Below are 25,946 nucleotides of genomic sequence, written 5' to 3' on the forward strand. Positions count from 1 at the left end.
CAGGTTAAAGGACCAGCGCGCCGCGCTTGCTGTAAACGGACGAGTCGTCTCGCATTGATGTCGCCACGCCGATCGACATGGCCAGCGAAACCATTCCGTCGATACGGGTGGTCGCCTTGTCCTTATTGAACATGCGATGCCCGGTGCGGTTCTGCTCATAGACCACGCCGCCGGCGCACATGCGCATGACCGGGTTAACCGCGACCGTGATGCGCTGCTCGAGCAGCGCCGCCTCAAGCTTGTTGATCGAGTCCGGCATCCACCAAACGATGTCGTCGGCGCCGGTCTCGCGGTTATGATTACCGTCCCGTTCGCCGATAATCCGGCGCTGGAATCCTTGTGGATGGACCTCGGCCGGGATCGACCCGCCCTTTTCGCCGAGCGCGTCCAGGAGCTGCTCGAGGCCATACTGGTCGGCGCCGATCATCACCGGATGATACGTCGCCACAAGGTGCTGCAGAGCGTCGGCGACCCAGGAATACTTGATGCGCGGACCCGGCACCGCTTCCATGTGGCCTTGCTCGGCCCATAGCACGTAAGGCGCGCGGTCTGATTTCGCTCGCTCCTTCAACGTGTCGGCCGGCGTCCAGAACCACGTTTTTGACGCGAACTTCCATTGATCTTTCGTCGCATCGAGCAGCCAGGTCAACGTGAAGGCGGTCAGGTCGCGCGCGCGGGAGAGATCGAGGCCGCCATAGCACGGCACATTTTTCTCGGTGAGCGCCTCCACGTCCACCTCGCCCTCGCAAGCCTCCCAGATCTTGCGGGGGATCGCCGACGTCGCCGACTCCGTCCACTGGCAGAAATGCAGGCGGCGAACGAGGCCCTCTTTCGACGGCATGCCGCGCGCTTCCTGCACCTGCTCGCGGATGAATCCGGGTTGGATCGAAACACCGAGGTTCGGGTTGGCCTTCGGCCAACAGGTCTCATCCTCGAACGGATCATCCGCATCATCTAGATTAGCAATGAAGGCGAACCAGGCGTCGTTCTCAAATTCGCGCTTGAGAACCCGCACCGACATGTCGTGCTCTTGCCCGCAGACCGTCTTTTTGTCGAAACCGGAGTTCGTGATCTCGAACAGCAGCGCCTCCTGGTTTCCTTTGGTGCCGGCGCGCATCATCTCGATCACGGAATTATCCGGGTGCTCATGCACCTCGTCGATCAGCGCGCAATACGGGCGAATACCGGATTTGCCCTTCTTGTCGGACGAGATCGGCTTGAAGTAGGAATTTACGCCGGGACGGCTGGTGTGCAGCTCCCACACCGGGTTCGCACCCTTCGGCTTCAGGCGCCGCCGCAACGCGGGCGATCGTTCCCACATCGCAACCGCGTCGCGAAACAGAATGGCGGCCTGATCCTTATCGGTCGCGGCAGAGTAGACCTCGGCGCGCAGCTTGCGGCAGCCCAGCAGCATGTAATGACCGATTCCGGCGGCGAGCGGCGACTTGCCGTTGCCCTTGCCGATCTCGACATACGCGCGGCGGAAACGCCGGAATCCTAGCGCATTCTTCCACCCGAACAGCGAGCCGGTAATGAATGCCTGCCACGGCTGCAGGTTGAACGGCGACGCATAGGTCGATACCTCGCCATATTCGTCACGCTCCTCGACCTCGACCGTGAGCACGTCGCGGAAAAAGCCGATCGCACGCTGCGCTGCATGGACGTCGAACACCACGCCGCGCTCATCGCCTGAAGCGCGGTCGCACTGATGCCGCTCGCATGCGAGGCGCACAAGCGGACCCGCCACGATCTCGCCAGCCAGGACGGCCGCGGCATAAGCCGTGACCTCATCCTCTGGTTCGAGATCAGGCTGCGGCGGCGGCGCGACGCTCGGCGTCGCGTTCGGCGGCAACGTCGTCGAAACTTCGTCCATCGGATTCCAGGGTGGCCACAAGGCCGGTGAATTGCTGCCAGCGCTTCACGGCGACATCGACGTAAAGCGGATTCAACTCGATCGCGAAGCATTTGCGGCCGGTGATTTCGGCCGCGATGATGGTGGTGCCGGACCCGGAGAACGGCTCATAGACCATCTCGCCCGGCTGCGAGTTGTTCTCGATCGGCCGTTTCATGGCCTCAACCGGCTTTTGGGTGCCGTGACCGGTTTCGGACTTAACGTGCTCGATGTTCCAGACGGTCGATTGCTTGCGGCCGCCCTCGTAATGGCCGCGCTCCCCGTCGCGCACGGTGTAGGTCGCAACCTCATGCTCCGGAACGAAGTGCCAGCGCTCGTCCGCCCCCTCTTTCACGGCATAGAAGCACGGCTCATGCTGAAAGTGATAATCGCCGCGCCCGAGCACATGACGCTGCTTCACCCAAACGATGTGCGCCCGAATCTTGAATCTGCAGGCCGTGAGGGAATTGGCGACGTCGCCGCAATAGGCGCCAGCGTGCCAGATGTACGCAACGTCACCGGGAAACAGCTCCCACGCCTCTCGCCAATCGGCGCGATCATCGTTCAATACCTTGCCGGTCGCCGCATCCTTTGACGTGACGCCCGCTGCTTGCCGCCAGGCCGGATCATATTTCACGCCATAGGGCGGATCGGTGACCATCAGGTGAGGCACACGGCCGGCCAGAACGCGAGCGACATCCTCCGGGTTGGTGGAATCGCCGTTGGTGATGCGGTGGCGCCCGAGGATCCACACATCGCCCCGCCGCGATGTCGGCACCGGCGGCGGCTCGGGCACCTCGTCCGGATCGGTCAGGCCGGCTGTCGGCTCGTGCAGCAGACCCGCGATGCGGCCAGGCTCAAAACCGAGCTGATCCAGCTCGACGCCGAGCGCGCCAAGCTCGAGCACTTCGCCCTTGAGAAGCTTCTCATCCCAGCCCGTCGACATGGTGAGCTGGTTATCAGCAAGGCGGAACTTGCGCTTTTCCGCCTCTTCCCAACCGACTGCGATCAGAACGCGCACCTCGGCGAACTGCTCTTGCTTCAGCGCCTCGAGCCGACCGTGACCAGCGATAACGACACCGGCATCATCAACCAGCACACGGTGCACCTGCCCATATTGCCGGAGCGAGGCGCGAATCTGATCCAGCTGCGCCTGGTCGTGCTTCTTGGCGTTGCGATCGTAAGGCCGCAGCTGGTCGATCGGCCAGGTCTCCTCGCGAACGCGATTGGCCGCGCGCGGACCGATCGGCTCAAGCTCGACGCGCGGCGTCTCGGCCTTCGGCTTCCGCGCGCGCTTTGGCTTAGTCGAAGTATTGGTCATTTTCATCAAACAGGTCGCCCTGACCGGGCAGAAGGTTGCGCTCATCGGTCGGCGACAGGCCAAGCATCGCAACGAGCGATCGCCACTGCCGCCAACTCTCGTTGACCTGCGCAACATGCGGGTGGCTCTTCACCTGATCGCCGTTGCGCGTTTTCACGCGATAGATTTCGTGCGCCAGCGTCGGCATTGACGCCCGCAGACCGCGCATTCGAACGGTGCAGCGGCAATATTCGATGATCGTGTCGATGTAGCGGGCCTTGAGACGGTCAACCGATGGATCCGCAAGGATCGCGGCGACGCGCTTGTATTCCATCTCGACTTCAGGCGGCAGATCACGCGGCATCAGCCGCCTGATCGTCCGTTGCGTCATCTTCTTGCGAAGCTTTTCCGCATCAACGTCATCCGGCCGCATGGGGATGACATTCCGGAGCTTTGGTTTAGCACCGCGCATCAAGGTGGCTTTTTGTATTTAATTCCAACTTTTTGCGTCCGAAGGGGGGCCGCCGGTCCCTAGGTGAAACCCTGCAAAGTTTTTTGCCCCCCGGGGTCATCCCATGGACGAAAATTTTTGGACCGGGATTCCGCATGGAGGCATTTTTTTACCTCGGGTCTCGTCGAAGATTTGGATTTTATTCTTATAATTTTAAGCCGCCGAGTGACCATCACCCTCCGACCCAACCATCCGCACCGATCACCGCCCTCTCGCGGCGACTGACCGCAACCGCCGTCGCCGAGTCCAACCACAGCTCGGCCTCCGGAAGCGCGCCGCGATCGAACATGTGCTCGAGCTGTTGTTTGACGACGTTATGGTGGAACGGACAGGACGGCTGCCACCTAGCCTGATCCCAGAACAGCGTCATGTCGCCTCGGTGCGGCACGACGTGATCGACCACTGCCGTTGGCGTCACCCTACCCTCTGCTTTGCAACCGAGGCAGAGCGGGTGCTTCCACTTGAACTGCTTCGCTGCACGATCCCAGCGCCCATCGTAACCACGAGAGCGAGCGGACCCACGGCGCGCGTCATAATCGGAAACTGTCGGCATACTCAAAGGAAAGGCCTGCACGGCATGGACACCGGCAGGCCAAGTCTATGGGAAGCGTCAGCGGCAGCATGAGCACTACCGCCACTCCTAAACGTAAAAAGCCCCGCACGATTGCGGGGCTTTTTGCGCGGAATCCTTTCAACGGCAGCTGAAGCTACCTCGCCGAGGCTTTCGCCCCTCACGAACCGTGCAGGTATCCGTTGGACCCGGTGACGGTTCGATCTGTTCTTCCGACATCATGGTCGGCGACAGGCGTCCGAATATCTCGATCGCTACGCTGAGTCGCCCCCTGGAGTCGAGTCGCTCGATGCGGCCGGAAAAGTCGCGGAACGGTCCATCCACGATGCGGACAAGGTCGCCAACCTCAAACTTCGCATCGCGCTTGCTGTGCGGCGTATTAGCGATGGCGACCAGATGATGGATGTCCTCCATGCACGCCCCGCGCTCTGACGTCGGCTCACGCTCTGATGGAATCCGCGCGAACCACTCCCCAAAGCGCAGCCATCCTGAAACGCCGCTGATATCATTCGGAACGCGCTCAAAGGCCGGCACGAACACGAGCTGCGGAAATAGCGGCACCAAGACCTGCCGCTTGATCTCATAGGTCCAGCTCGATCCATGTACCCGGCGCAGCACCCGCTGTTGCTTTGCGATCAACGGACAATAGGCGCTGATGTTGCGCCGGTCGAATTCACGCATGACCTTGCGTTCGCGGCCCGGATGAGTGCGCAGAATGAACCAGCACTCCGGGCGCATCGGCACCGATGCCGGCCCTCGACGCGCGTCGAGATCAACGGTGCCGACGAATTGTCCGATCTCAAGCCGTTGCAGTTCACCGATCATGATCGCATTTCCCCCTGATGGTCGTTTTGCGCGACGTCACCGATGGCATCGTCGGAGTGCGCCGATTCATCGCGCGGAGCCGCATCGCCGCGATAAATCGTACCGTCCCGTTTTGGAGGCCACGGACACGGGACGCGGATACCGGATTCGCCGATCTTCATTGCCAGGGGCTTCCCTACCCATTCGACAAAGCGGCGTTGCCAGGCGGCAAATTGCGGCGTTCCGTGCGGGATGAGGTCCCAGCGCAGGTCCGACTGATCGACGAATTCGAGCATGGCGAGCGCGTCAGCACCGACCGCGCTTTTTCCCTTTCGGTAGTATCCGCGGCTTCCGTCAGAATTTGTGCGCACATACGGCGCCGGCACGCGCGCCAAGCGGTGCAGAAATTCGAGGACGCGGAAGCCATCCGAATCTTCGGCGATCCAGACACCCTCGGGATCGACGGCGACTCCGGCTTCGGGCACGAACGCGGCAAAGCCGGCCCACGCTGAGCGCTCTCGTAGGAACAGGTGCGCGCCAATGACGTTGGGCGGCTTGCGTTGCTTGGCACGCCAGACCACGTAGCCGCGGGCGGCTCGACGTGCGGCCTGCCTATCAGCAGGCGACAATGCGCTCCATTCCTGGATCGCGAGCGACTGCCGCAGAATCGGTTCCTGCCAATCGCTTTCAAATTCCTTCCAGTCGTCGGGCACACTCCCCCTGGAAGGGGGTAAGGGGGAAGATTCAGGTTCAGGTTCAGAGATTAGACCCTCGCACGACTGCGAGGGCTGGCAGAGGGCTGGCGCAGGGCTAACGGATTCCGGCGCCGGATTTAGCCCTCGCTGGCTGCTAGGGCTAAACGCCGTTGTTTCTGCTGAATAATTCGCGACGGACTCACCACGGGCGCGGGCCTCGATGTGCTCGACATTGCCGTCGTCGATCAGGAGCCGGATCAGATCGCTCGTGCGCTTTCCACGCCCCTCGCCGTTGCGCACGCCACTAGCGTCGAGCCATTGCGATTGCCGGGTGATGGCGCCGATGTCCTCAAGCCATACCAGCCGCCGCCGCACGGTGTCGGGCGACAGCTCGCAATCGAACGCCAGCTGCTCGATGCCGACAAAGCAAAAGCCGTCGCCGTCGACATACAGCGTCAACGATTTAAGCACATCCTTGCCGTGATGATTGTTGAGCCGCAGATTGCGCGCCCAGGCATGAGCCTCATCGGCGGCGATGCGGCGCGGCCTGCGCCGCGCGGAGTCGCGTGACATGATCTAAACTTTCGTGCTGTGGTTTCAGTTCGACGCCGGACGCAACAGAACAAGGCAAAGAGTCATCTGATGCACGGACAGGGCGAGCAGATCCGCGATCGGTTCGTTCACGACCGCCCCCCGATCCGGAAAAGGTCGCCAGATATTGCGGCCCGCTTCTCTTTGATCAGCTCTGCGATCGCCGCATCATCGGCGGGCGTGTAGGCGCTCTTGCGTTTCGATCGGAAGAACATGCCGCGCAAAGCATTCTGGCCGTACCGCTCGATTTCCTTGATCAGATCGAGCGCGGCGCGGCGGCGAGGGTCGCTCGGGCGCGGCTCCCCTACCTGCTTGTAGAGACCTTTCCCGACGTGCTGGAATTCCGTGGTTGTGCAGATGTCCTCGGACGCCTTCGCCAGGACACCTTCGAGGATCCTGATAATCGACAGCGCGGCCCACTCGTAACCCATGCGGAACAGCGGCGGCGGCAATGTGCCGGTCTGGCCATTGTCGACGTGGTAGATGTCGTTACGCTTCTGCGCGAGCAGCGCAGCGACGCCACGTTCGTCCCAATCCTGATCCCCGCCCGACGCGGCTCGCCTCGCAAGTTCAGCAACAGCATCCTGAAAAGCCATCTCTCTCTCTCGCGTCTCTTCCGCAAGACCAAGGTCATCCAGCTCACGGAGAGCACGGAGAGACACGCGCCGTGGCTGCAGGCGCAGGAGCGCTGATCGCGCGATATCTTCCGCGCGGCAATGCGGGAGATAAAGGCCAATAGATTTCCAGTAATCCTGCAGCGACAGCGCAATCGCTTCGGTGAGGCTGATGTGATCGTCATCGGCACCAACGGTCATGACCACCCCTCGAACCGCGCATCACATGGCGGTGTGGAGTCTGCCGGGACCTGCTCGCAATCGCGCCAGAATTCGGTCCAGTGCACATCGCGCGGACCTTCGGCCTCATGCCGCGTGACCTTGACCATGCCGCAGCGCCGGCACTCACGCTCGGACTTGCGCTCGAACCGCGCGGGCTCGCCCCAGCTGTGACGGGTTGAGGTCATTTCTCGAACGCCGGCTGCGGAGCGATCGTCCGATATTCGATAGGAACGCGATGAAATTGCGCGGAGTTGATGCCGACCTGCATCCCCGAGCTGATGCCGCGGTCGGTATAAACCACCACAGCATGCAGATCGGAGAACAGCCACGCATGGCCCGCATTGATGCCGTGTGACCGTTCGTGCGGATCGTCGTCATTCAGGATGCCCGCTTGCGTATATAGCAGATGACTGGCGATCGGCGCTTCGCCCCGAAGCAACGAGTCCCGAATACAGGCGCGCGCATAGGCGATATTGGCCTCAACGTCCCCAGCATAAGGCGACTCGAGCACAACGCGCCGCATATGGATCGGCGCGATCGTGTGATGATGACGAATTTCCGTCATAAGTTGGCTCCCCAGGTTCAGAACAAGCGAGTTTGCACAGGCGTCAAAGGCTCCGGCTGCGTGAGCGACGGCGGCGCGCTGCCGGCTTCCGTTTCGCTTAGCCAGACGTGGCCAGCCTCGGTGACGGCGAGACCGCCGCAATCGTCGATGACGCTCAGAAAGCCGAGCCCGATGAGGTCGCGCTCGTACGCCGTACGAGCGGTCACTGACAGATCGGAGCGATATGCGCCTGCGACCGCCGCCAGCACCTCGCGCATGTCCCGCTCGTCGTCGGAAAGCTCGGAGACCGCCGGCGGCGTCAGCACCTTCGGCGTAAGGCCGGCGCGCTCGCGCTTCAGCTCATCCAGACGGTCGTAGCCGGCAGCGGTAAGTCCCCAATCCGTGATGCCGCCATACTTGAACACCAGCCCGCGAGCGATGTAGTCGACCGTATATGGACCGATGATATTGAACCGATCCGGCGTCGCGAAACTTGAGAACGCCTTGAGAATGGTGAATTCGTCGGGCTCGCTGTCGGGCGGCGGCGGCGCCGCTTCCGCCGACGCCCCGGCCAATTCGGGCGCGACGCTGTCAATCGTATCGGCGAATTCGTCAACCGCATCGGCGGTCACGTCAACCGGATCAGTTGGGGCGGAAAGGACGGAAGCCGCGACGGGCAACGTCGTCGCGCCTCCGGCGGATGACTCATCGGCCGCATTTCCGGGCGCGATGGTCTCCGCAGGTCGAAGTTGCAAGTTTGCGCAACTCGGCAAACTGACCGCAATGCTTGTCTCAGCGGTCTCGTTGGTAATGGTGGCGGACTCGGCCGTCGCATCATCCGACGACGGACTAGTCTGGTTGCCCCAGCCTTCCCACTTCGGCGGCAACGGATGCTCGGCATCGACGCGGGCGAACAGCTCCATCACCGGCAGCCCGCCGCACATGGTGGCGATCATCTCCCGGTAGAATTCAGGCTTGCGCGAATGTCCGAGCGGCTTGGACCGCTCCCGATGATTGGAGCCGAACTTTTCCTTGGTGTCAGGTTTCGGCAGGCCACGCCCGCGCTTGAACAAGAGCAGGATCTCGTCCTGATCAAAGGTGATGACGCCGCCGCCCTGATCCTCGGGATGCTCTTCGTCGGTCTTGGTCCAGACGAAGGCGGTTGAATAGCTGTCGCAGCCCCAAGCGCGCGCCACGGCCCAGGCCAGCGGCAACTGCACCTTGCGGGTGATGACGACGCCGTCATCGGTTGCGAATTCCATATCGACCGCATGGAGCGCGAACATGTGTGCGCGCGGGATCCAGAGAAACACCCAGGCATCCGGCAGCAGAAGGTCCCTGATAGGCAGCGCGCAAATCTCATCCCACGTCATGGTGGGATAGTGGTTCTCATAAGAGCGGCCGGTGACGCCCTGCTTCCGGTGCCACGGCGGGTCGGCATAAAGGACCGGGAATCGGCGGCCGGTCGGCAGCTTCGCGGTCTCGTCGGAAAGCGTCTGCTGCAGCGCGCGGCGGCGCTCGCGGCCATCGGCCTCGGCCGATGTGCGCATCAGGTCGACGGACACCTTATTATTGCCGGCCTCGACCTCTTCGCGGTGCCGATCGAGTAGGGCCTCGAACCTTTCGGGCTCGATCGCCGCCATGCGCTGCGCCCGAGACGACAGCTTGCGATCGATGCCGGCCTGTTCGAGCGTCGGCCGATCGTCTTTAGGCTGTTCCGTTTCGGCACCGCCTAAAGACGGCCGACCCGCGCCGGCGCGACCACGGTTTAGGCCAACAGTTTCCTTTTGCGCAATGATCAGCTCACCGAGCCGCCGCTCCGCGCGGAAGCGAATCTGCGCCGCGGCAATTTCCATGTCGCGGTCCTTGGCCTGCCGGGCATAGGCCCGCATGGCCTCGGCCTTGCTGCGGATCGCCTGCACTTCGTCGACGGCAACAGCTTCCGCGAGCAGCCGGCGCGCTTCTTCGTATTTGACGAGCTCGGCCATCACGCGTTCTCGCCTTCGTCGTCGCTGTCGGCGGCCACGTCCGGCTTGCTCGCCTGGCCGCGCTTCTCGGCCGCGTCGGCCTTGCGCCTGACATCCTCGCTCGCAAGCTTTCCGCCCGGCACCATGGTGAGCACGGTCGCCGGCGTTTTCAGCGCGCGGCCGGTTTTTTCCTTCGGCGCTGCCGCCGGCGGCACATAGACCTCGGCATAGGCCCGACCCTCTTCGTCGCGCCACAGCCGCATCGGCTCGCCGCCGACGCGGGCGATGATCTCGCCGTTGGCCGGGATCAGCGACGACAACGCGTCGATGACCTGCTCGCGCGCCAGCACGTCAACGCCGAGCGCGCGCACCATCGACGGCAGCGGTGGCTCGGGCGTCATGCCGAGTTCCGCCATGTAGGTTTCGAAAATGGTGTCTTCCTCGGCGACCTCGGCCGGATCCTTGTCGCGCCGCTTGATGATGCGGCGCATCCGGCGCAAGAGACCCACCACCTACTTCGTCAACTCGATGTCGGACCTGTTCCACGAGAGCGTGCCCGACGAGTGGATCGACAAGGTGTTCGCCGTGATGGCGCTGACGCCGCAGCATACCTACCAGTGCCTTACGAAACGCAGCGCGCGGATGCGACGCTACATCGACGACGCGCTCGGCAGAGTAATCGCAGGCACTAACGGGGATTGGCCGGGCTGGCCCCTCCCTAACGTGTGGTTGGGTGTCAGCACCGAGCGGCAGAAGGAAGCCGACGAGCGGATTCCGGATCTGCTGGCGACGCCGGCCGCGGTGCGCTTCATCAGCGCCGAGCCGCTACTGGGGCCGATCGACCTCGAACGCGTCGGCACATTGGACGGCATCCGCGCAGCGATGCCAGAGGTTATTGAGCGAGAGGAGCGCGGTAAGGCGAAGACGGGAGCCGGCTCAATTTGTGGCGCGCAGATCGATGCGGTCGGTTCATCAGGATCATCGATCACCTTCTTTCAGACCCCTGATCACATGGGCGGTTTTACAGCGGCGTCCCCACGCCAATGGCCGCGCCTCGATTGGGTCATCGTCGGCGGCGAGTCCGGCCCGGGCGCACGGCCGATGCATCCTGATTGGGCGCGAAGCCTGCGCGATCAGTGCGCCGCCGCCGGCGTGCCGTTCTTCTTCAAGCAGTGGGGCGAATGGGAACCAGCAACCGAAGATCGCGGGCATGCTGACGGCAGCATGGACCGCTCAGGTGCGCGTTGGGTACATCTTGATGGGCTGATGAATGGGCCATCCTGGCACCGCGCCGACCATCGTAGCGATACCAGTCCCTTCGCAATGATGCGCGTCGGCAAGAAAGCCGCCGGCCGGCTGCTCGACGGCGTCGAGCACAATGCCATGCCGGAGGCCGTGCGATGACGCCCGCCCCGGCCCTGCCAGACGCCCTGCAGGCCGCGTTTATGCGCTCGGCTACCCTCGGGATGCCGGATCTGGCACGGCTGATCCCTATGGACGTCAAGACCCTGAGGAGGCATCGTGAGGCCGGCCACCTGAGGGGCCGGGTCAAGGGCTTTGGCCGGAAGCATCCGCGCTGGGTCTTCACCGCCGCCGACGTCGCAGGATTTCTCCTAACGCTGCACGAGATTGCCGAATGTCCGTCTATCCCATCAAGGGCTCCCGATACTGGCAGTTCGACTTTCAAATCTCGGGTTATCGCTTTTCCGGATCAACAAAAAAGACGTGTGAACGTGACGCGAAGGCTGTCGAGGCCACGGAGAAAGCCAAAGCCCGAGAGCTGGTCAAATCCATCACCGTCGCCGCGGGCGAGCCCTTAAGGCTCGATGCCGCCTGTGATCGCTGGTGGGCCGAAGTCGGCAGCCAGGGTGCAGAGCGCGACATGCAGCATGCGCTGGGCCGGATCCGCGACACCATCGGCGACCGCACATTCCTGCACGACATCACCGACGACACGCTCTCCCGCCTGATCGCCGAGCGACGCCAGGACCGGGTCCGTGCTGGCCGCGACGACAACGGCACGCAGCTGTGGCGCCCGATCAGCAACAAACGGGTTAACAAGACCACCACGGGCCTGCTGCGCCGGGTCATCACCCGCGCGGTCGACAATTGGGACGCCGTGGTGCCGCGTCCTCCGAAATGGGAGAAGCATTGGCTGAAGGAGACCAAGCGTCCGATCCGGGAAATCGGCCACGCCGAGGAAGCCGCGATCGACGCCGAGGAGGATGCCGACTATGCCGCGCTGCGGCGCTTCGCCGTCATCACCGGCCTGCGCCGCGGCAATCTGCTGCTGCGCTGGCCCCAGGTTGACTTTGAGCAGGCTGTGGTGCGCGTCATCACCAAGGGCGGCGTCCCGCGCGTGATCCCGCTGACGAAAGAGGCTTATGCCCTGCTGTGGTCGCGGCGCGGCCACCACCCGGAGGCCGTCTTCACGTTCATCGCCCGCCGCACCAACAAGAACGGGAAGAACGGCCAGCAGTACATCCGCGGCACCCGTTACCCGATCACGGTCCACGGCTTCGCCTCGCACTGGCGCTACGCCACCAAGCGCGCCGGCGTGAAGGCAAGGATCCACGATCTTCGCCATACCGCCGCCACCCGCACGCTGCGAGAGACAGGCAACCTCCGGCTGGTCCAGAAGCTGCTCGGCCACACCGACATCAAGATCACCGCGGAATTCTATGCCGACGTGCTGCTTGAGGATCTGCGGGAGGGCATGGAGCGCACCAGCGCCGCCGCCCCGCGAATTCTCGAGACCGAGAAGTCCCAAGATGCTTCAGAAACAGACGACAAGCCTTCGCATTCACTACGTAATTCGAAACCGTAGCAGCAGCCTGGCGGAGAACGGAAGTATCATCCAAATCAGGAGACAGAACGCAATCCTGAACGAACGGCTGCAGTCGCGGAAGAGAATATTAAGATTGACCATGCAAGAAACAACGACTTGAAGGTCAATCGCAGAGCGTGGAATCCCAGCACGCCGGTCCCGCCAACGCTTTTGTGGGGACGGACCCTAGTCCACAGTAACATTCTCAAAATGTAGCGACTTCCTTGCCGGCGCATCACCGAATAAAACTGGAGGAATAACGCCATTGTGCACAGCTTGTTCGAATCTCAGCCTGAGTCGCCGTACGTTTCTCCAGACGAGCACCGCAGCGCTGGCAACAGCATCGCTCGTTAGTATCGCTGAAGCTCAACCAGTAACCGGAGCCGACACGCCGGACGCAGCGTTAAATTTGCTGATCGAGGGCAATGCACGTTACGCGGCGAACCAACCTCGCGAGCGTGACTTCTCATTTAGTCGGGCCAGCCGTGCCGCCGGTCAAGCTCCATTTGCAGCAATCTTGGGATGTGCTGATTCCCGTATCGCACCAGAACTGGCATTCGATCAGGAGCCAGGGGATCTGTTCGTCGTTCGTGTCGCGGGAAATTTCGTAACAACGGACGGCCTGGCGAGTTTGGAGTATGGTGCCGCTGTACTCGGCACCAAACTCATCATGGTGCTAGGCCATAGCAGTTGCGGCGCGGTCAAAGCGACCGTCGAAGCACTTCAAAAAGGCAACAATTTGCCTGGCCATATCGCGGACCTCGCAAGGGCAATGAAGCCTGGCATCGAGTCAGTCCTTAAAGAGTCGGGCGATAATCTGGAACAACGCGCCGTCATCGCAAACGTGCGCCATAACGTGGAGCGGCTTCAGCAAGCGACCCCTATTCTGTCCGACATGGTGACGAAGAAAAAAATCCGCGTTGTCGGCGGGGTGTACGAACTTGCAACAGGAAAAATCACACTCGTTTAGAAAGTCGCTGGTTTTTCATTACATCAGGGCTGCACTGCGATGATGAGTATTATCGGGTGCACGCCCTGGCGCCACTGCCGTCAGTAGCAGTTTGTCGAGCCCATATCGCTCTTACGATTGCTCAACCTATGCACGCGTGTGCTACTGGTCCCGAGGAAAGTCCCGAGGTGCTTCAGCAATAACCGACAAGCCTTTGCCCTCACGGCGTAATTCGGAAACGTAGTAGCGGATTTCTACTCCGCGGGTTGCAGGTTCGAATCCTGCCGGGATCGCCACCTCATTTTCAGACTCCTTTGTTTTCAATGACTTACGGCTCAACTTGGCTCACTGGGTCAACGGGTGAGCCAATGCCTGTTCCGGTAATGAGCTTCGCAGCGGCTTCCGCCATACGTTTCCGATTCGCGGCCCTTGTGTAAACTTGCGCCTGCGAAATTGAGGTTCATCCGAACCATGCCATAAGTTGATGGTCGGTCGCGCCCTGCTTTGCGAGGTATGTCGCCGCCGCCTTGCGCAGTCCATGCGAGGTGCACCGCTTAGGCAGCTTACTCCGGAGCGGATCAGACGCTGGCACCTCATTCAGGACGTGGGCACGTCAAATGAGTGGTGGCTGGAATGGGACTGGTCCCGCCGCTTCGATAATCCGATCACGATGCCTGACGGGTCCGTTATCCGCACCGTTGGCGAGGTCGGCAGAGTATGCCATTAACCTGCCGCGCAAAGTCGGCAACACTACGCTATGGCGGCTCGCCGCGAAGGTGCTGCAGTATCCGTCAAGCACGCAATCCGTCAAGCACGCAGAACGAATTAGCAACAACTGCGTGGTCGAAGACGGTGTTTCCGCCCGCCATTTATAGAGGGCAACCAACCATGGCCAAGTATCGTCACGCATTACCGCAGGCCGCAGGTGGCCTGTTTCTCAGCGACGGCGGAATGGAGACCGCGCTTATCTTCTTGCAAGGCCAGCACCTGCCGCAGTTCGCATCCTTCGTGCTGCTTGAGGACGAGAATGGTCGCGCAGAGCTGATGAAGTATTACGAGCATTTCCTGCCAATCGCCAGAAAGCATGGTCTCGGTTTCGTGCTTGACACCGCCACCTGGCGGGCAAGCCTTGATTGGGGCCGGCTGATCGGCTTCGAGCCCGACAGACTGCGCGCTGTCAACATCGCGGCCGTGGACCTGGTCGCGACCCTGCGCGACCGGTGGGAGACGCGAGCGACGCCGATCGTGCTAAACGGAGCAATTGGACCGCGCGGCGACGGCTACAAGATTGCCCGTATGGAGGCCGCCGAGGCGCAAGACTACCACGCGTTCCAGGTCGACATCTTCGCGGGCACGCAAGCCGACATGGTTTCGGCGATTACTATGAACACGATAAACGAAGCGGTGGGCATCGCACGCGCTGCGAAGGCGGCGGGTATGCCATGCGTCATCTCCTTCACTGTGGAGATAGACGGCAAGCTAATCGACGGCACGACGCTACGGGCGGCGATCGAGGCGACCGATGAGGCGACCAGCGCGTCGCCGGCCTACTACATGGTCAACTGCGCCCACCCGATCCATTTCGAGCAGGCGCTGGAGCGTGATGAGGCTTGGGTGACGCGCATCCACGGCGTACGCGCCAACGCGTCGGCCAGGAGTCACGCCGAACTCGACGAATCCGACACACTCGATATCGGCGATATGGCCGATCTCAGCCGCAGATACAGCGCGCTGATGCGGGCGTTTCCCTCGATGCATATACTTGGCGGGTGTTGCGGAACGGACCACCGGCACCTAGCCGCAATCTGCGAGGTCTGCATGCCGGATTCGGGTATGGCTTGAGACTCCAAGAAGCTCGCAACTCCTTGGAACCATCCAAACCACGACCACTCAACCCCTTTCGAAACGGCCTCTAAAATGGAATGTCGTCGTCCATGTCGCCGCCGGCGGCGGTCGCGGCACGGCGTGGCGCGCTGCCGGACGGATTTCCGGACCCGAAGCCGCTGCCGGCATCGTCAGGTCCGAAATTGCCGCCGCCGCTATTGCGGCCATCGAGCATCGTCAGAGTTGAATTGAAGTTCTGAAGCACCACTTCGGTGGAGTATTTTTCCACGCCGCTCTGGTCCGTCCATTTGCGGGTCTGCAACTGACCTTCGATGTAGACCTTCGAGCCTTTCTTCAAATACTGCTCAGCGATCTTACAGAGGCCTTCGCTGAAGATCACGACGCGATGCCACTCGGTCTTCTCCTTGCGCTCGCCGCTGGTTCTGTCGCGCCAGGTTTCAGAGGTGGCAATCCGCAGGTTGGCGATCGGCCGTCCGTCCTGGGTTCGTTTGATCTCCGGGTCGGCGCCGAGATTGCCGATCAGAATAACCTTGTTCACGCTACCCGCCATCGCCGTTCTCCAATTGTCCCATCCCGATTGCCAGCTCAAACCGGCGATAACCCAAACAGGCGTTCCACTTCAAATCCCTGCCCTCGATCCAGCCGTGGCAGGCGTTCAGGCAGCCTACACTCCCCTCGCCGCGCCGAGAGGCCGCCCGCCGGGTTATCCACGATCGAATGCACCGTATATTATGTTCTTTATTCGTTCTCTACAATAGGAGGGCGGAGATTTGCCCAGGTCCCGCCACCCGCTCGCCCGAATTTTCCGGCCGAGCGCGCAGAAGGCGAGCCGATTTGAGCTGACGTGTTGCATTTGAGAGACGGCATTTTGTCGCGCCGGAGAGTATAAATGATTCACAAAATTCGGGGTGAATGCCAGCGCTCGTGCTTTAGCGGTTGAAATTAAAGCAAAGTCAGGGGGGATCGAAATGAACAAGCTACTGATCGGAGCCGTCAGTGCTCTCGCTATTGGCCTTGGCGCCGCGCCAGCCGCCGCGGCCGACCTTGCCCCGCGCCCCTATACGAAGGCTCCCCCTCCGATGCTGCCCGCGATTTACGACTGGAGCGGATTCTACATCGGTGCGAACGGCGGCTGGGGATCGAGCCGGAACTGCTGGGACTTTACGACGCCCGCGGGTGTCGTGGTGTCGCGTGAGGGGTGCCATGACGCAACCGGCGGCACGGCCGGTGGTCAGATCGGTTACCGCTGGCAGGCGACCAACTGGTTGTTCGGTCTTGAGGCCCAGGGCAACTGGGCTGATCTGAGCGGCCGCAATGTCAGCCTCGCCTTCCCGGCCTTCACCAACACCAGCAGTCTGAACGCATTCGGCCTGTTCACCGGCCAGGTCGGTTACGCCTGGGATGCCACCCTGCTCTACGTGAAGGGCGGCGCCGCCGTGACGTCCAATCGATACCGCAGCCTTGTTACCGCGACCGGCGTTCAGGCAACCGACAGCGTCAACAACAACCGCTGGGGTGCGGTCGTGGGCGTCGGCCTGGAATATGGATTCGCGCCGAACTGGTCGCTCGCCTTCGAGTACGATCACATCTTCATGGGCAACAACAGGCACACCTTTACCAACAATGGCGTTATCGGAGTTCCCGGTGCGCTGTTTACGAATAACATCAGCCAAGACGTGGACATCGTCACCGCGCGCATCAATTACCGCTGGGGTGGCCCCGCCATCGCGCGGTACTGATAGCTCCTGATCCGATTTCCCTGGTAAACTTTTTAAGGTCGGCTTTTGCCGGCCTTTTTTTGTTTGCACTGGGATCGATACGTATTTTTGCAAGAATCGCGAGAGCGGGCCGCCGTGAAAGCTTTGCCGGGCTACCTTTGCGATGAAATCGTCTAGAGCATTATCGCTTCTGATTGAATCAGAAGCGAAGCTCTATGATCTTGATTTAACGCATTTTCTTCACGCGAACCGGTGTCTGTTTCGCTTGAAAACGCTCCAGGATCGTTGCCACCCTCTGGAAATCTCCCGCTGTTCTATCTACGTTCCACGGACTGCCACAAACGGCGCCACTACCGGGATTTCGCCCGGCGCGGCGCGCCTGAACGCGGCGCGGTTCTTGCGCCCGGAAAAAGCCCTGTCATGGACGAAGTCATAAAGGCCAAGCGGCAACAATCGAGCTCCGCGAGTCGCGCCATCACGATCCGCGGCGCGCGCGAACACAATCTGAAGAACGTCGATCTGGAGATACCGCGCGACAAGCTGGTGGTGTTCACCGGCCTGTCCGGCTCCGGCAAGTCCTCGCTGGCGTTCGACACCATCTATGCCGAGGGTCAGCGCCGCTATGTCGAGTCGCTGTCGGCCTATGCGCGTCAGTTCCTGGAGATGATGCAGAAGCCCGATGTCGATCAGATCGACGGCCTGTCGCCTGCGATCTCCATCGAACAGAAGACGACGTCGAAGAACCCGCGCTCCACCGTGGGGACCGTGACGGAGATCTACGATTACATGCGGCTGTTATGGGCGCGCGTCGGCGTGCCCTATTCGCCCGCCACCGGCCTGCCGATCGAGAGCCAGACGGTGTCGCAGATGGTCGACCGGGTACTGGCGCTGCCCGATGGCACGCGGCTCTATCTGTTGGCGCCGGTCGTCCGCGGCCGAAAGGGCGAGTATCGAAAAGAACTCGCGGAGTATCTCAAGAAGGGCTTTCAGCGCGTCAAGATCGATGGCTCGTTCCACGAGCTCGCCGACGCTCCCGCGCTGGATAAGAAGTTTCCGCACGATATCGATGTGGTGGTTGACCGCATCGTCGTCCGGCCGGACCTGGGCCAGAGGCTGGCTGAGTCGTTCGAGATCGCCTTGAAACTCGCGGAAGGGTTGGCGGTGATCGAATATGCGGATGCCCCTCCTCCGCTCGGAGCGGGCGAAAAGAAAAAGGTCGCGAAGATTCACGACAGGAGCGGGCCTGAACGCATCCTGTTCTCGGAAAAGTTCGCGTGCCCGGTATCGGGCTTCACGCTTCCCGAGATCGAGCCGCGGCTGTTCTCGTTCAATAATCCCTACGGCGCTTGCCCGAAATGCGGTGGTCTCGGTGTCGAGCAGCATGTCGATGAAAATCTTGTCATCCCGAACCGGGATCTGACCCTGCGCAAGGGCGCGATCGCGCCGTGGGCGAAATCGTCGTCACCGTATTACCTGCAGACGCTCACCGCGCTCGGAAAATTCTACAAGTTCGCTCTCGATACCAGATGGAAGGATCTGCCGAAGAAGACGCAGACCGCGCTTTTGCATGGCTCGGGCGACAACGAGATCAGGTTCTCCTACGAGGACGGCGTGCGCTCCTACGAAACCAGGAAACCGTTCGAAGGCATCATCCCCAACATCGAGCGCCGTTATCGCGAGACCGAAAGTGAATGGGCGCGCGAGGAGCTTGGAAAGTATTTCTCCGATGTGCCGTGCGATTCCTGCAAGGGATATCGACTCAAGCCGGAAGCGCTGTGCGTTAAAATCGGGGGCAAGCACATCGGCGAGATCAGCGAGTTGTCGGTTCGCGGCGCCGGCGAATGGTTCGAGGCGGTCCCGACCATGCTCTCGGCGCAGCAGAACGAAATTGCCGGACGCGTCCTCAAGGAGATCCGCGAACGGCTGTCGTTTCTGCTCGACGTCGGCCTTGGCTATCTCACGCTGTCACGCGCTTCCGGCACGCTGTCCGGCGGCGAGAGCCAGCGCATTCGACTTGCTTCTCAGATCGGCTCAGGTCTCACCGGCGTGCTTTACGTGCTGGACGAGCCGTCGATCGGACTGCACCAGCGCGACAATGCCCGCCTGCTTGAAACGCTGAAGCGGCTGCGCAATCTCGGCAATACCGTGATCGTTGTCGAACACGACGAGGATGCCATCCGCCTCGCCGACCATGTGCTTGATATCGGCCCCGGCGCCGGGGTTCACGGCGGCCACATCGTCGCGCAGGGCACGCCGGCCGACATCATGCGCAATTCCAAATCGCTGACCGGCAAATATCTGACAGGCGAACTGTCAGTCGAGATTTCCGAGCGGCGGCCGCCGAACCATCGCCGCACCATCAAGCTGGTCAACGCGCGCGGCAACAATCTAAAGAACGTCACCGCGGAAATTCCGCTTGGCCTGTTCACCTGCGTCACCGGCGTCTCCGGCGGCGGCAAGTCAACGCTGCTGATCGACACGCTTTACAAAGCGATCGCGCGCAAGCTGAACAATGCGAGTGACCCTCCCGCGTCCCATGACCGTATCGAAGGCCTGGAGCATATCGACAAGATCATCGACATCGACCAGTCTCCGATCGGGCGCACGCCGCGCTCCAATCCCGCGACCTACACCGGCGCCTTTACGCCGATCCGCGAGTGGTTCGCCGGGTTGCCGGAAGCCAAGGCCCGCGGTTATGCGCCCGGCCGCTTCTCGTTCAACGTCAAGGGCGGGCGTTGCGAGGCCTGCCAGGGCGATGGGGTCATCAAGATCGAGATGCACTTCCTGCCCGATGTTTATGTCACCTGCGACGCCTGCAAGGGCAAGCGCTACAATCGCGAAACGCTTGAGGTGCTGTTCAAAGGCAAGTCGATTTCGGACGTGCTCGACATGACGGTCGAGGAAGCCGCCGAGTTTTTCAAGGCGGTGCCGCGCGTGCGCGACACCTTCTTGACGCTGCAGCGCGTCGGCCTCGGCTACATCCGTGTGGGACAGCAGGCGACCACGCTGTCAGGCGGTGAAGCGCAGCGCGTCAAGCTCGCCAAGGAACTGTCGAAGCGAGCGACCGGCCGCACGCTTTACATTCTCGATGAACCGACAACCGGCCTGCATTTCCATGACGTCAAGAAACTTCTTGAAGTGCTGCACGAGCTGGTGGCGCAAGGGAACACGGTTACGGTGATCGAGCACAATCTCGAAGTCATCAAGACAGCGGATTGGGTGATCGACCTAGGCCCCGATGGCGGGGACGGAGGCGGCGAGATTGTCGCTTGGGGAACCCCGGAAGACATTGTGAAAGCGCCGCGCAGCCATACCGGCAAGTTCTTAAAGCCGATTCTGGAAAAGGCAGGAAAGCCAAGGCGGCATAACCCGAATGCGAGTGAAGCGGCCGAATGACGCACGGCCGCGCAATCTTGTGAACGATGAACTCATCAATGAAGATTTATGCCCAAGCGTCTTGTCAGAAAGATATTTTCAGGGATTTTTTTGTTGAAACGGATGCGCGCACCGGAGATGGAACATGACCATGGCGGCCGTTGCGGAACTCCCCAGTTGTCGCCACGTTTGGTTCGTGGAGCGAAGCCTTCGATTGGAATACCTGAACATGGAGTTACGAATATGTTCCGTTTCAAATCCGTTTTAGCGGCGACCGTCATCGCTTTAGCGCCGCTGGCCGTTGCGTCGCCGAGCGTTGCACAAGGATGGGGATCAAAAGCCATGGGATTCTCTGGCGGCGGCGCCCGCATTGGCGGCGGCAGCTTCATGGGTGGTGGCCGACATTTCGGCGGGGGCGGGCGCATGGGCTGGGCCGGTCGGGGTTGGGGAGGCCATCGAATCGGCTGGGCGGGACGTGGCTGGCGCGGGCATCGCATCGGCTGGGGTGGACGCGGATGGCGTCGTGGCTGGGGTGGAGGTTGGGGAGGTGGATTCTACCCAGGTTTGATCGGCGGCGGCCTGTTGGGCGGAGGCTTGTGGGGCAGTCCATGGGGATGGGGCTGGGGTGGAGGTTGGGGACCGGGACTAGGTTGGGGATCACCCTTCTATTCCGATTACGGGTATGACGACGGGTATTATGACGACGGCCCGGCTGTCGCTCCGACAGTGGTGCGAACCAATGGCAGAGATGTCACCTACTGCCAGCGGCGATTCAAATCATACGACGTGCGTTCCGGAACCTACCTGGGGCACGACGGCAAACGTCATCCTTGCCCAAGACGCTAATGACACCAAGGCGCTGATGATACTCGCCGGTCACCGGCCTTTTATTCCCCGGAGCGGTGCGAAAGCCCCGCTCCTTTTCTTTTGCTTTTCTTCCACCACCTCTGCGCGCCCCGAGTCGCGGCTTTTAGCAACCCTTCGTCTGCATTAAGCGACCGCCTTGTGAACAGCGGGCGAAATTCACTTCGAGTAGGCGATTTCAAGGGTTTGCCGTTGGGAATCCCCCGGGACTCACTGATACTTGAAGCAATTCTAGGCGAAATTCGATGCTTGGTCTCTCCCTTTTCCACCATATTTAGTGTTTGATTCACAAGTTCTCACTAGTCCTTGACGTATGCAAGGGAGTCGCCCTAGCTTCAGTCCTGTTCGGCGCGAGTGTTTTGGGGTTTCCGCCGGACGCTCCTTGGAGCGTTTTCAAGCGAAGCGGACACCGCACCGGTTCGCGTGAAGAAGGCGCGTCAAATCAAAATCATGGAGCCCGCTTCTTATTCCATCAGAAGCGGACGGGCTCTGGAGATCAGGATCGGGCTACTCCATCCGCCGGTAGAGGCAGTGGATGTGGTGGGTGATATTGCCCCGGGAGCTTGGGGTTATCAGGAGCACCTTGGGGCATCAGGAGCGCGAAGAGCCGGACCAAAACCGGCTCAAATGGGGATGCGAGGCGTTGAGTCCGAGTCCGCCTCGCGGGCTTGAGGTCCGGTGAAACCTGACCGGACAGGTCGGACCGGGCGGCCGAACCGCGGGCGCTGAAGCTCGCGAAGGGAAACCGCCGCTGCCGCACGAAGCGGTGACGGACAGTTACGGGGCACGAAGCAATGCGATTCGAACGGCGCTACACCAGGGACGGCCATTCACCCTATGCCGGGATTGATTTCCGGCTGACGACGAGCGAGATCCGCAACCCGGACGGCTCGGTGGTGTTTCGCCTCGAGAATGTGGAAGTGCCGGAATTCTGGTCGCAGGTCGCTTCCGATGTGCTGGCGCAGAAGTACTTCCGGAAGGCCGGAGTCGCGGTGCGCCTGAAGAAAGTCGAGGAGGAAACGGTCCCTTCGTGGCTGTGGCGCTCGGTCCCCGATACCGAGGCGCTCGCCGCCCTCCCCGAGAACGAACGCATCGTCGGGGAAACCTCGGCGAAGCAGGTGTTCGACCGGCTGGCCGGCTGCTGGACCTATTGGGGCTGGAAAGGCGGCTACTTCACCTCCGAAGACGACGCGCGGGCCTTCAACGAGGAACTGCGCTACATGCTGGCGCGCCAGATGGTGGCGCCGAACTCGCCGCAGTGGTTCAACACCGGCCTGCACTGGGCCTATGGCATCGATGGCCCCGGCCAGGGCCACTACTACGTCGACTTCAAGACCGGCAAGATGATCAGGTCGAAGTCGTCCTATGAACACCCGCAGCCGCACGCCTGTTTCATCCAGGGCATCGAGGACGACCTCGTCAATGAAGGCGGCATCATGGATCTGTGGGTGCGCGAGGCGCGCCTGTTCAAATACGGCTCCGGCACCGGCTCCAACTTCTCGCGGTTGCGCGGCGAAGGCGAACGACTTTCGGGCGGCGGCCGCTCCAGCGGCCTGATGAGTTTCCTCAAGATCGGCGACCGCGCGGCTGGGGCCATCAAGAGCGGCGGGACCACGCGCCGCGCCGCCAAGATGGTGGTGGTCGATGCCGATCACCCTGATATCGAGCAGTATATCGACTGGAAGGTGAAGGAGGAGCAGAAGGTCGCCGCCCTCGTCACCGGCTCCAGGATCAACCAGAAGCACCTCAAGGCGGTGATGCGCGCCTGCGTCAACTGCGAGGGCTCGGGCGACGACTGCTTCTTGCCGGAAAAGAACCCGGCGCTGCGCCGCGAGATCAAGCTCGCCCGCCGCGCCCAGGTGCCTGACAACTACATCAAGCGTGTCATCCAGTTCGCCCGGCAGGGCTACAAGGAGATCGACTTCCCAGTCTACGATACCGACTGGGATTCCGAGGCGTATCTCACCGTCTCCGGCCAGAACTCCAACAATTCGGTGTCGCTGAAAGACGACTTCCTGCGCGCGGTCGAGACCGATGGCGACTGGAATCTGAAGGGACGCACGAACGGGAAGGTGACGAAGACTCTCAAGGCGCGGGAGCTTTGGGAGAAGATCGGCTACGCCGCCTGGGCCTCGGCCGATCCCGGCCTGCACTTCAACACCACGATGAACGACTGGCACACCTGCAAGGCGTCCGGCGACATCCGCGCGTCGAATCCGTGCTCGGAATACATGTTCCTCGACGATACCGCCTGCAACCTCGCCTCCGCCAACCTGATCACGTTCTACGACACTGCCTCGAAGCAGTTCGACGTGGAGGCATACGAACACACCGTTCGTCTCTGGACCGTCGTGCTGGAGATATCGGTGCTGATGGCGCAGTTTCCGTCGAAGGCGATCGCCGCGCTTTCCTATGAATTCCGTACGCTCGGTCTCGGCTTCGCCAACATCGGCGGCCTCCTGATGACCATGGGCCTGTCCTATGACTCGCGTGAAGGACGCGCGCTGTGCGGCGCGCTGACCGCGATCATGACCGGCATTGCTTACAAGACTTCCGCCGAAATGGCCGGAGAACTCGGCGCGTTTCCCGGCCACAAGAAAAACGCCGGCCATATGCTGCGCGTGATCCGCAATCATCGCCGCGCCGCGCACGGTCAGGCGCACGGCTATGAGGCGCTCGCGGTCAACCCGGTGCCGCTGGACCACGCCTCCTGCCCTCAAGCGGACCTGATCGCCCACGCGACCAGGGCGTGGGATGACGCCCTCGCGCTCGGCGAGCAGCACGGCTACCGCAATGCGCAGGTCACGGTGGTGGCGCCGACCGGCACCATCGGCCTGGTCATGGACTGCGACACCACCGGCATCGAGCCCGACTTCGCGCTGGTGAAGTTCAAGAAGCTGGCCGGCGGCGGCTATTGGAAGATCATCAATCGCGCGGTGCCGGAGGCGCTGCGCGCGCTCGGCTATCGCGAGAGCGAGATCGCCGAGATCGAGGCCTATGCGGTCGGCCACGGCTCGCTGTCCAACGCGCCGGGCATCAACGTCTCCACCCTGAAGGCCAAGGGCTTCACCGACGAGGCCATCGCAAAGGTGGAAAAGGCGCTGCCGACTGCGTTCGACATCAAGTTCGCTTTCAACAAATGGACGTTCGGCGAGGACTTCATCCGTGACACGCTCGGCGTCGCTCCCGACGCCCTCGCCTCGCCGGCCTTCGACCTGCTCGCCGCGATCGGCTTCAGCAGGCGCGAATGTGAGGCCGCCAACGTGCACATCTGCGGCGCGATGACGGTGGAAGGCGCGCCGCACCTCAAGGCCGAGCACTATCCGGTGTTCGACTGCGCCAACCCCTGCGGCAAGATCGGCAAGCGCTATCTCTCGGTCGAAAGCCACATCCGCATGATGGCGGCTTCGCAGCCGTTCATCTCGGGCGCGATCTCGAAAACCATCAACATGCCGAACGACGCCACCGTGGAAGACTGCAAGTCGGCCTATCTGCTGTCGTGGAAGCTCGCGTTGAAGGCCAATGCGCTCTACCGCGACGGATCGAAACTGTCCCAGCCGCTCAACTCGCAGCTCATCGCCGATGATGACAGCGACGACGACGCGATCGAGGTGCTGATGGACAAGCCGATGGCCGCGCGCACCGCGCAGGTGGCGGAAAAGGTTGTCGAGAAGCTGGTGGAGCGCATCGTCGTGCTGCGCGAGCGCGAGAGGATGCCGGACCGCCGCAAGGGCTATACCCAGAAGGCCGTGGTCGGCGGCCACAAGGTTTACGTCCGCACCGGCGAATATGACGACGGCCGCCTGGGCGAAATCTTCATCGACATGCACAAGGAAGGCGCGGCGCTACGCTCCTTCATCAACAACTTCGCCATCGCGGTGTCGCTCGGTCTGCAATACGGCGTGCCGCTGGAGGAATATGTCGACGCCTTCACCTTCACCCGCTTTGAACCCGCAGGGCCGGTGCAGGGCAACGACTCGATCAAGTACGCGACCTCGATCCTCGACTACGTATTCCGCGAACTCGCCGTCAGCTACATGGGCCGCTACGATCTCGCACATGTCGATCCGTCGGAGACCGGCTTCGATGCGCTCGGCAAGGGCGTGGCCGAAGGCAAGACGCCGGAAGGCCAGCAGGCCACCCGCTATGTGTCGAAGGGGCTGACCCGCTCGCGCACCGACAACCTCGTCGTCATGCGCGGAGGTGTACCCTCCCCTGGAGGGGGAGCGTCGGCAAGCCCCGGCGTGCAAGAGCACGCCGCGGCGAGCCGGGGTGGGGTGAATCTCGATGACAGCGTGCGTTCGTCCGCTCCCTCCGCACTTGGGGGAGCCAACGTCACGGCCCTCTCCTCCTCACGCGCCGGCGATACGCTCGAAGGCGCGGCCGCGCTGAAGCAGGACACCGGTCACGATCTGTCGCCGACCGAACGGCTTGAACAGCAGCAGAGAAGCAAGGCCGCCGCGCCGTCGGTCACGCCTACCAAGGCCGAGCGCCGCGCCGAAGCGAAGGCAAAAGGCTACGAGGGTGAGATATGCCCGGAGTGCGCCAACTTCACGCTGGTCCGCAACGGCACCTGCATGAAGTGCGACACGTGTGGAAGCACGACGGGGTGTAGTTGAACAATCCTCAACTATCGAGATCGAGAGCCGGCGCGGAAT

Annotated in this window: 21 protein-coding genes and 1 tRNA gene; 9 read left to right on the plus strand and 13 right to left on the minus strand. The window is 62.0% G+C overall.

What is annotated here, in order from left to right:
• Positions 1-4 precede the first annotated feature (4 nt).
• The 11 genes from ACMYR2_RS08955 to ACMYR2_RS09005 form a co-directional block, all read right to left on the minus strand.
• The gene (locus tag ACMYR2_RS08955; protein WP_416194021.1) at positions 5-1,873 is read right to left on the minus strand and encodes a terminase large subunit; all 1,869 of its coding nucleotides are present in this window, start codon (positions 1,871-1,873) and stop codon (positions 5-7) included.
• The gene (locus ACMYR2_RS08960; protein WP_416194022.1) at positions 1,806-3,212 is read right to left on the minus strand and encodes a site-specific DNA-methyltransferase; all 1,407 of its coding nucleotides are present in this window, start codon (positions 3,210-3,212) and stop codon (positions 1,806-1,808) included. The genes ACMYR2_RS08955 and ACMYR2_RS08960 overlap by 68 nt, the downstream gene beginning before the upstream one ends.
• Positions 3,193-3,624: a P27 family phage terminase small subunit gene (locus tag ACMYR2_RS08965; RefSeq protein WP_416194023.1), complete on the minus strand. Its 432-nt coding sequence runs from the start codon at positions 3,622-3,624 to the stop codon at positions 3,193-3,195. Before ACMYR2_RS08965 ends, ACMYR2_RS08960 begins: the two co-directional genes overlap by 20 nt.
• Before the next feature lie 250 nt (positions 3,625-3,874).
• Positions 3,875-4,120: a hypothetical protein gene (locus ACMYR2_RS08970; protein WP_244613653.1), complete on the minus strand. Its 246-nt coding sequence runs from the start codon at positions 4,118-4,120 to the stop codon at positions 3,875-3,877.
• 273 nt (positions 4,121-4,393) lie between these two features.
• Positions 4,394-5,098: a transcription termination/antitermination protein NusG gene (nusG, locus tag ACMYR2_RS08975; RefSeq protein WP_416194024.1), complete on the minus strand. Its 705-nt coding sequence runs from the start codon at positions 5,096-5,098 to the stop codon at positions 4,394-4,396.
• The gene (locus ACMYR2_RS08980) at positions 5,095-6,231 is read right to left on the minus strand and encodes a hypothetical protein (RefSeq protein ID WP_416194025.1); all 1,137 of its coding nucleotides are present in this window, start codon (positions 6,229-6,231) and stop codon (positions 5,095-5,097) included. Before ACMYR2_RS08980 ends, nusG begins: the two co-directional genes overlap by 4 nt.
• Positions 6,232-6,452: 221 nt before the next feature.
• Positions 6,453-7,178, minus strand: a complete 726-nt coding sequence (locus tag ACMYR2_RS08985; RefSeq protein WP_416194026.1) for a hypothetical protein — start codon at positions 7,176-7,178, stop codon at positions 6,453-6,455.
• Positions 7,175-7,384: a hypothetical protein gene (locus ACMYR2_RS08990; protein WP_416194027.1), complete on the minus strand. Its 210-nt coding sequence runs from the start codon at positions 7,382-7,384 to the stop codon at positions 7,175-7,177. Before ACMYR2_RS08990 ends, ACMYR2_RS08985 begins: the two co-directional genes overlap by 4 nt.
• Positions 7,381-7,764 carry a hypothetical protein gene (locus ACMYR2_RS08995; RefSeq protein WP_416194028.1) on the minus strand — a complete coding sequence of 128 codons (384 nt, stop codon included), beginning with the start codon at positions 7,762-7,764 and terminating at the stop codon, positions 7,381-7,383. Before ACMYR2_RS08995 ends, ACMYR2_RS08990 begins: the two co-directional genes overlap by 4 nt.
• A gap of 17 nt (positions 7,765-7,781) precedes the next feature.
• Positions 7,782-9,731, minus strand: a complete 1,950-nt coding sequence (locus ACMYR2_RS09000; protein WP_416194029.1) for an MT-A70 family methyltransferase — start codon at positions 9,729-9,731, stop codon at positions 7,782-7,784.
• On the minus strand, positions 9,731-10,201 hold the full coding sequence (locus ACMYR2_RS09005) for a GapR family DNA-binding domain-containing protein (protein WP_416194079.1): 471 nt from the start codon (positions 10,199-10,201) through the stop codon (positions 9,731-9,733). Before ACMYR2_RS09005 ends, ACMYR2_RS09000 begins: the two co-directional genes overlap by 1 nt.
• Here ACMYR2_RS09005 and ACMYR2_RS09010 point away from each other — a divergent pair.
• From ACMYR2_RS09010 to ACMYR2_RS09030, 5 genes are all read left to right on the plus strand, one after another.
• A complete protein-coding gene (locus tag ACMYR2_RS09010) occupies positions 10,188-11,114 on the plus strand; it encodes a phage Gp37/Gp68 family protein (RefSeq protein ID WP_416194030.1) in 927 nt (308 codons plus the stop codon). The two genes, ACMYR2_RS09005 and ACMYR2_RS09010, sit on opposite strands and share 14 nt — an antisense overlap.
• Before the next feature lie 232 nt (positions 11,115-11,346).
• Positions 11,347-12,537: a tyrosine-type recombinase/integrase gene (locus tag ACMYR2_RS09015; RefSeq protein WP_416194031.1), complete on the plus strand. Its 1,191-nt coding sequence runs from the start codon at positions 11,347-11,349 to the stop codon at positions 12,535-12,537.
• 265 nt (positions 12,538-12,802) lie between these two features.
• The gene (locus tag ACMYR2_RS09020; RefSeq protein ID WP_416194032.1) at positions 12,803-13,507 is read left to right on the plus strand and encodes a carbonic anhydrase; all 705 of its coding nucleotides are present in this window, start codon (positions 12,803-12,805) and stop codon (positions 13,505-13,507) included.
• Between the two features lie 203 nt (positions 13,508-13,710).
• Positions 13,711-13,782: transfer RNA gene (locus ACMYR2_RS09025), tRNA-Arg, on the plus strand.
• A 592-nt stretch (positions 13,783-14,374) separates the two neighbouring features.
• Positions 14,375-15,328 carry a homocysteine S-methyltransferase family protein gene (locus ACMYR2_RS09030; protein ID WP_416194033.1) on the plus strand — a complete coding sequence of 318 codons (954 nt, stop codon included), beginning with the start codon at positions 14,375-14,377 and terminating at the stop codon, positions 15,326-15,328.
• A gap of 70 nt (positions 15,329-15,398) precedes the next feature.
• On the opposite strand, the gene ACMYR2_RS09035 is transcribed toward ACMYR2_RS09030, so the two are convergent.
• Positions 15,399-15,881, minus strand: a complete 483-nt coding sequence (locus ACMYR2_RS09035; protein WP_347264764.1) for a single-stranded DNA-binding protein — start codon at positions 15,879-15,881, stop codon at positions 15,399-15,401.
• Between the two features lie 418 nt (positions 15,882-16,299).
• On the opposite strand from ACMYR2_RS09035, the gene ACMYR2_RS09040 reads away from it, so the two are divergent.
• Together ACMYR2_RS09040 and uvrA are read left to right on the plus strand one after the other, a co-directional pair.
• A complete protein-coding gene (locus ACMYR2_RS09040) occupies positions 16,300-17,070 on the plus strand; it encodes an outer membrane protein (protein WP_347264765.1) in 771 nt (256 codons plus the stop codon).
• A gap of 399 nt (positions 17,071-17,469) precedes the next feature.
• Positions 17,470-20,445 carry an excinuclease ABC subunit UvrA gene (gene uvrA / locus ACMYR2_RS09045; protein WP_347264766.1) on the plus strand — a complete coding sequence of 992 codons (2,976 nt, stop codon included), beginning with the start codon at positions 17,470-17,472 and terminating at the stop codon, positions 20,443-20,445.
• Between the two features lie 35 nt (positions 20,446-20,480).
• Here uvrA and ACMYR2_RS09050 read toward each other — a convergent pair whose 3' ends face one another.
• Positions 20,481-20,768 carry a hypothetical protein gene (locus ACMYR2_RS09050; RefSeq protein ID WP_347264767.1) on the minus strand — a complete coding sequence of 96 codons (288 nt, stop codon included), beginning with the start codon at positions 20,766-20,768 and terminating at the stop codon, positions 20,481-20,483.
• Between ACMYR2_RS09050 and ACMYR2_RS09055 the strand changes: the two genes are divergently transcribed.
• Positions 20,767-21,270: a BA14K family protein gene (locus ACMYR2_RS09055; RefSeq protein WP_347264768.1), complete on the plus strand. Its 504-nt coding sequence runs from the start codon at positions 20,767-20,769 to the stop codon at positions 21,268-21,270. The genes ACMYR2_RS09050 and ACMYR2_RS09055 overlap by 2 nt on opposite strands.
• 812 nt (positions 21,271-22,082) lie before the next feature.
• On the plus strand, positions 22,083-25,907 hold the full coding sequence (locus tag ACMYR2_RS09060; protein ID WP_416194034.1) for a vitamin B12-dependent ribonucleotide reductase: 3,825 nt from the start codon (positions 22,083-22,085) through the stop codon (positions 25,905-25,907).
• Positions 25,908-25,946 lie beyond the last annotated feature (39 nt).

This window comes from Nitrobacter sp. TKz-YC01, assembly GCF_047824785.1.
Classification (GTDB): domain Bacteria; phylum Pseudomonadota; class Alphaproteobacteria; order Rhizobiales; family Xanthobacteraceae; genus Nitrobacter.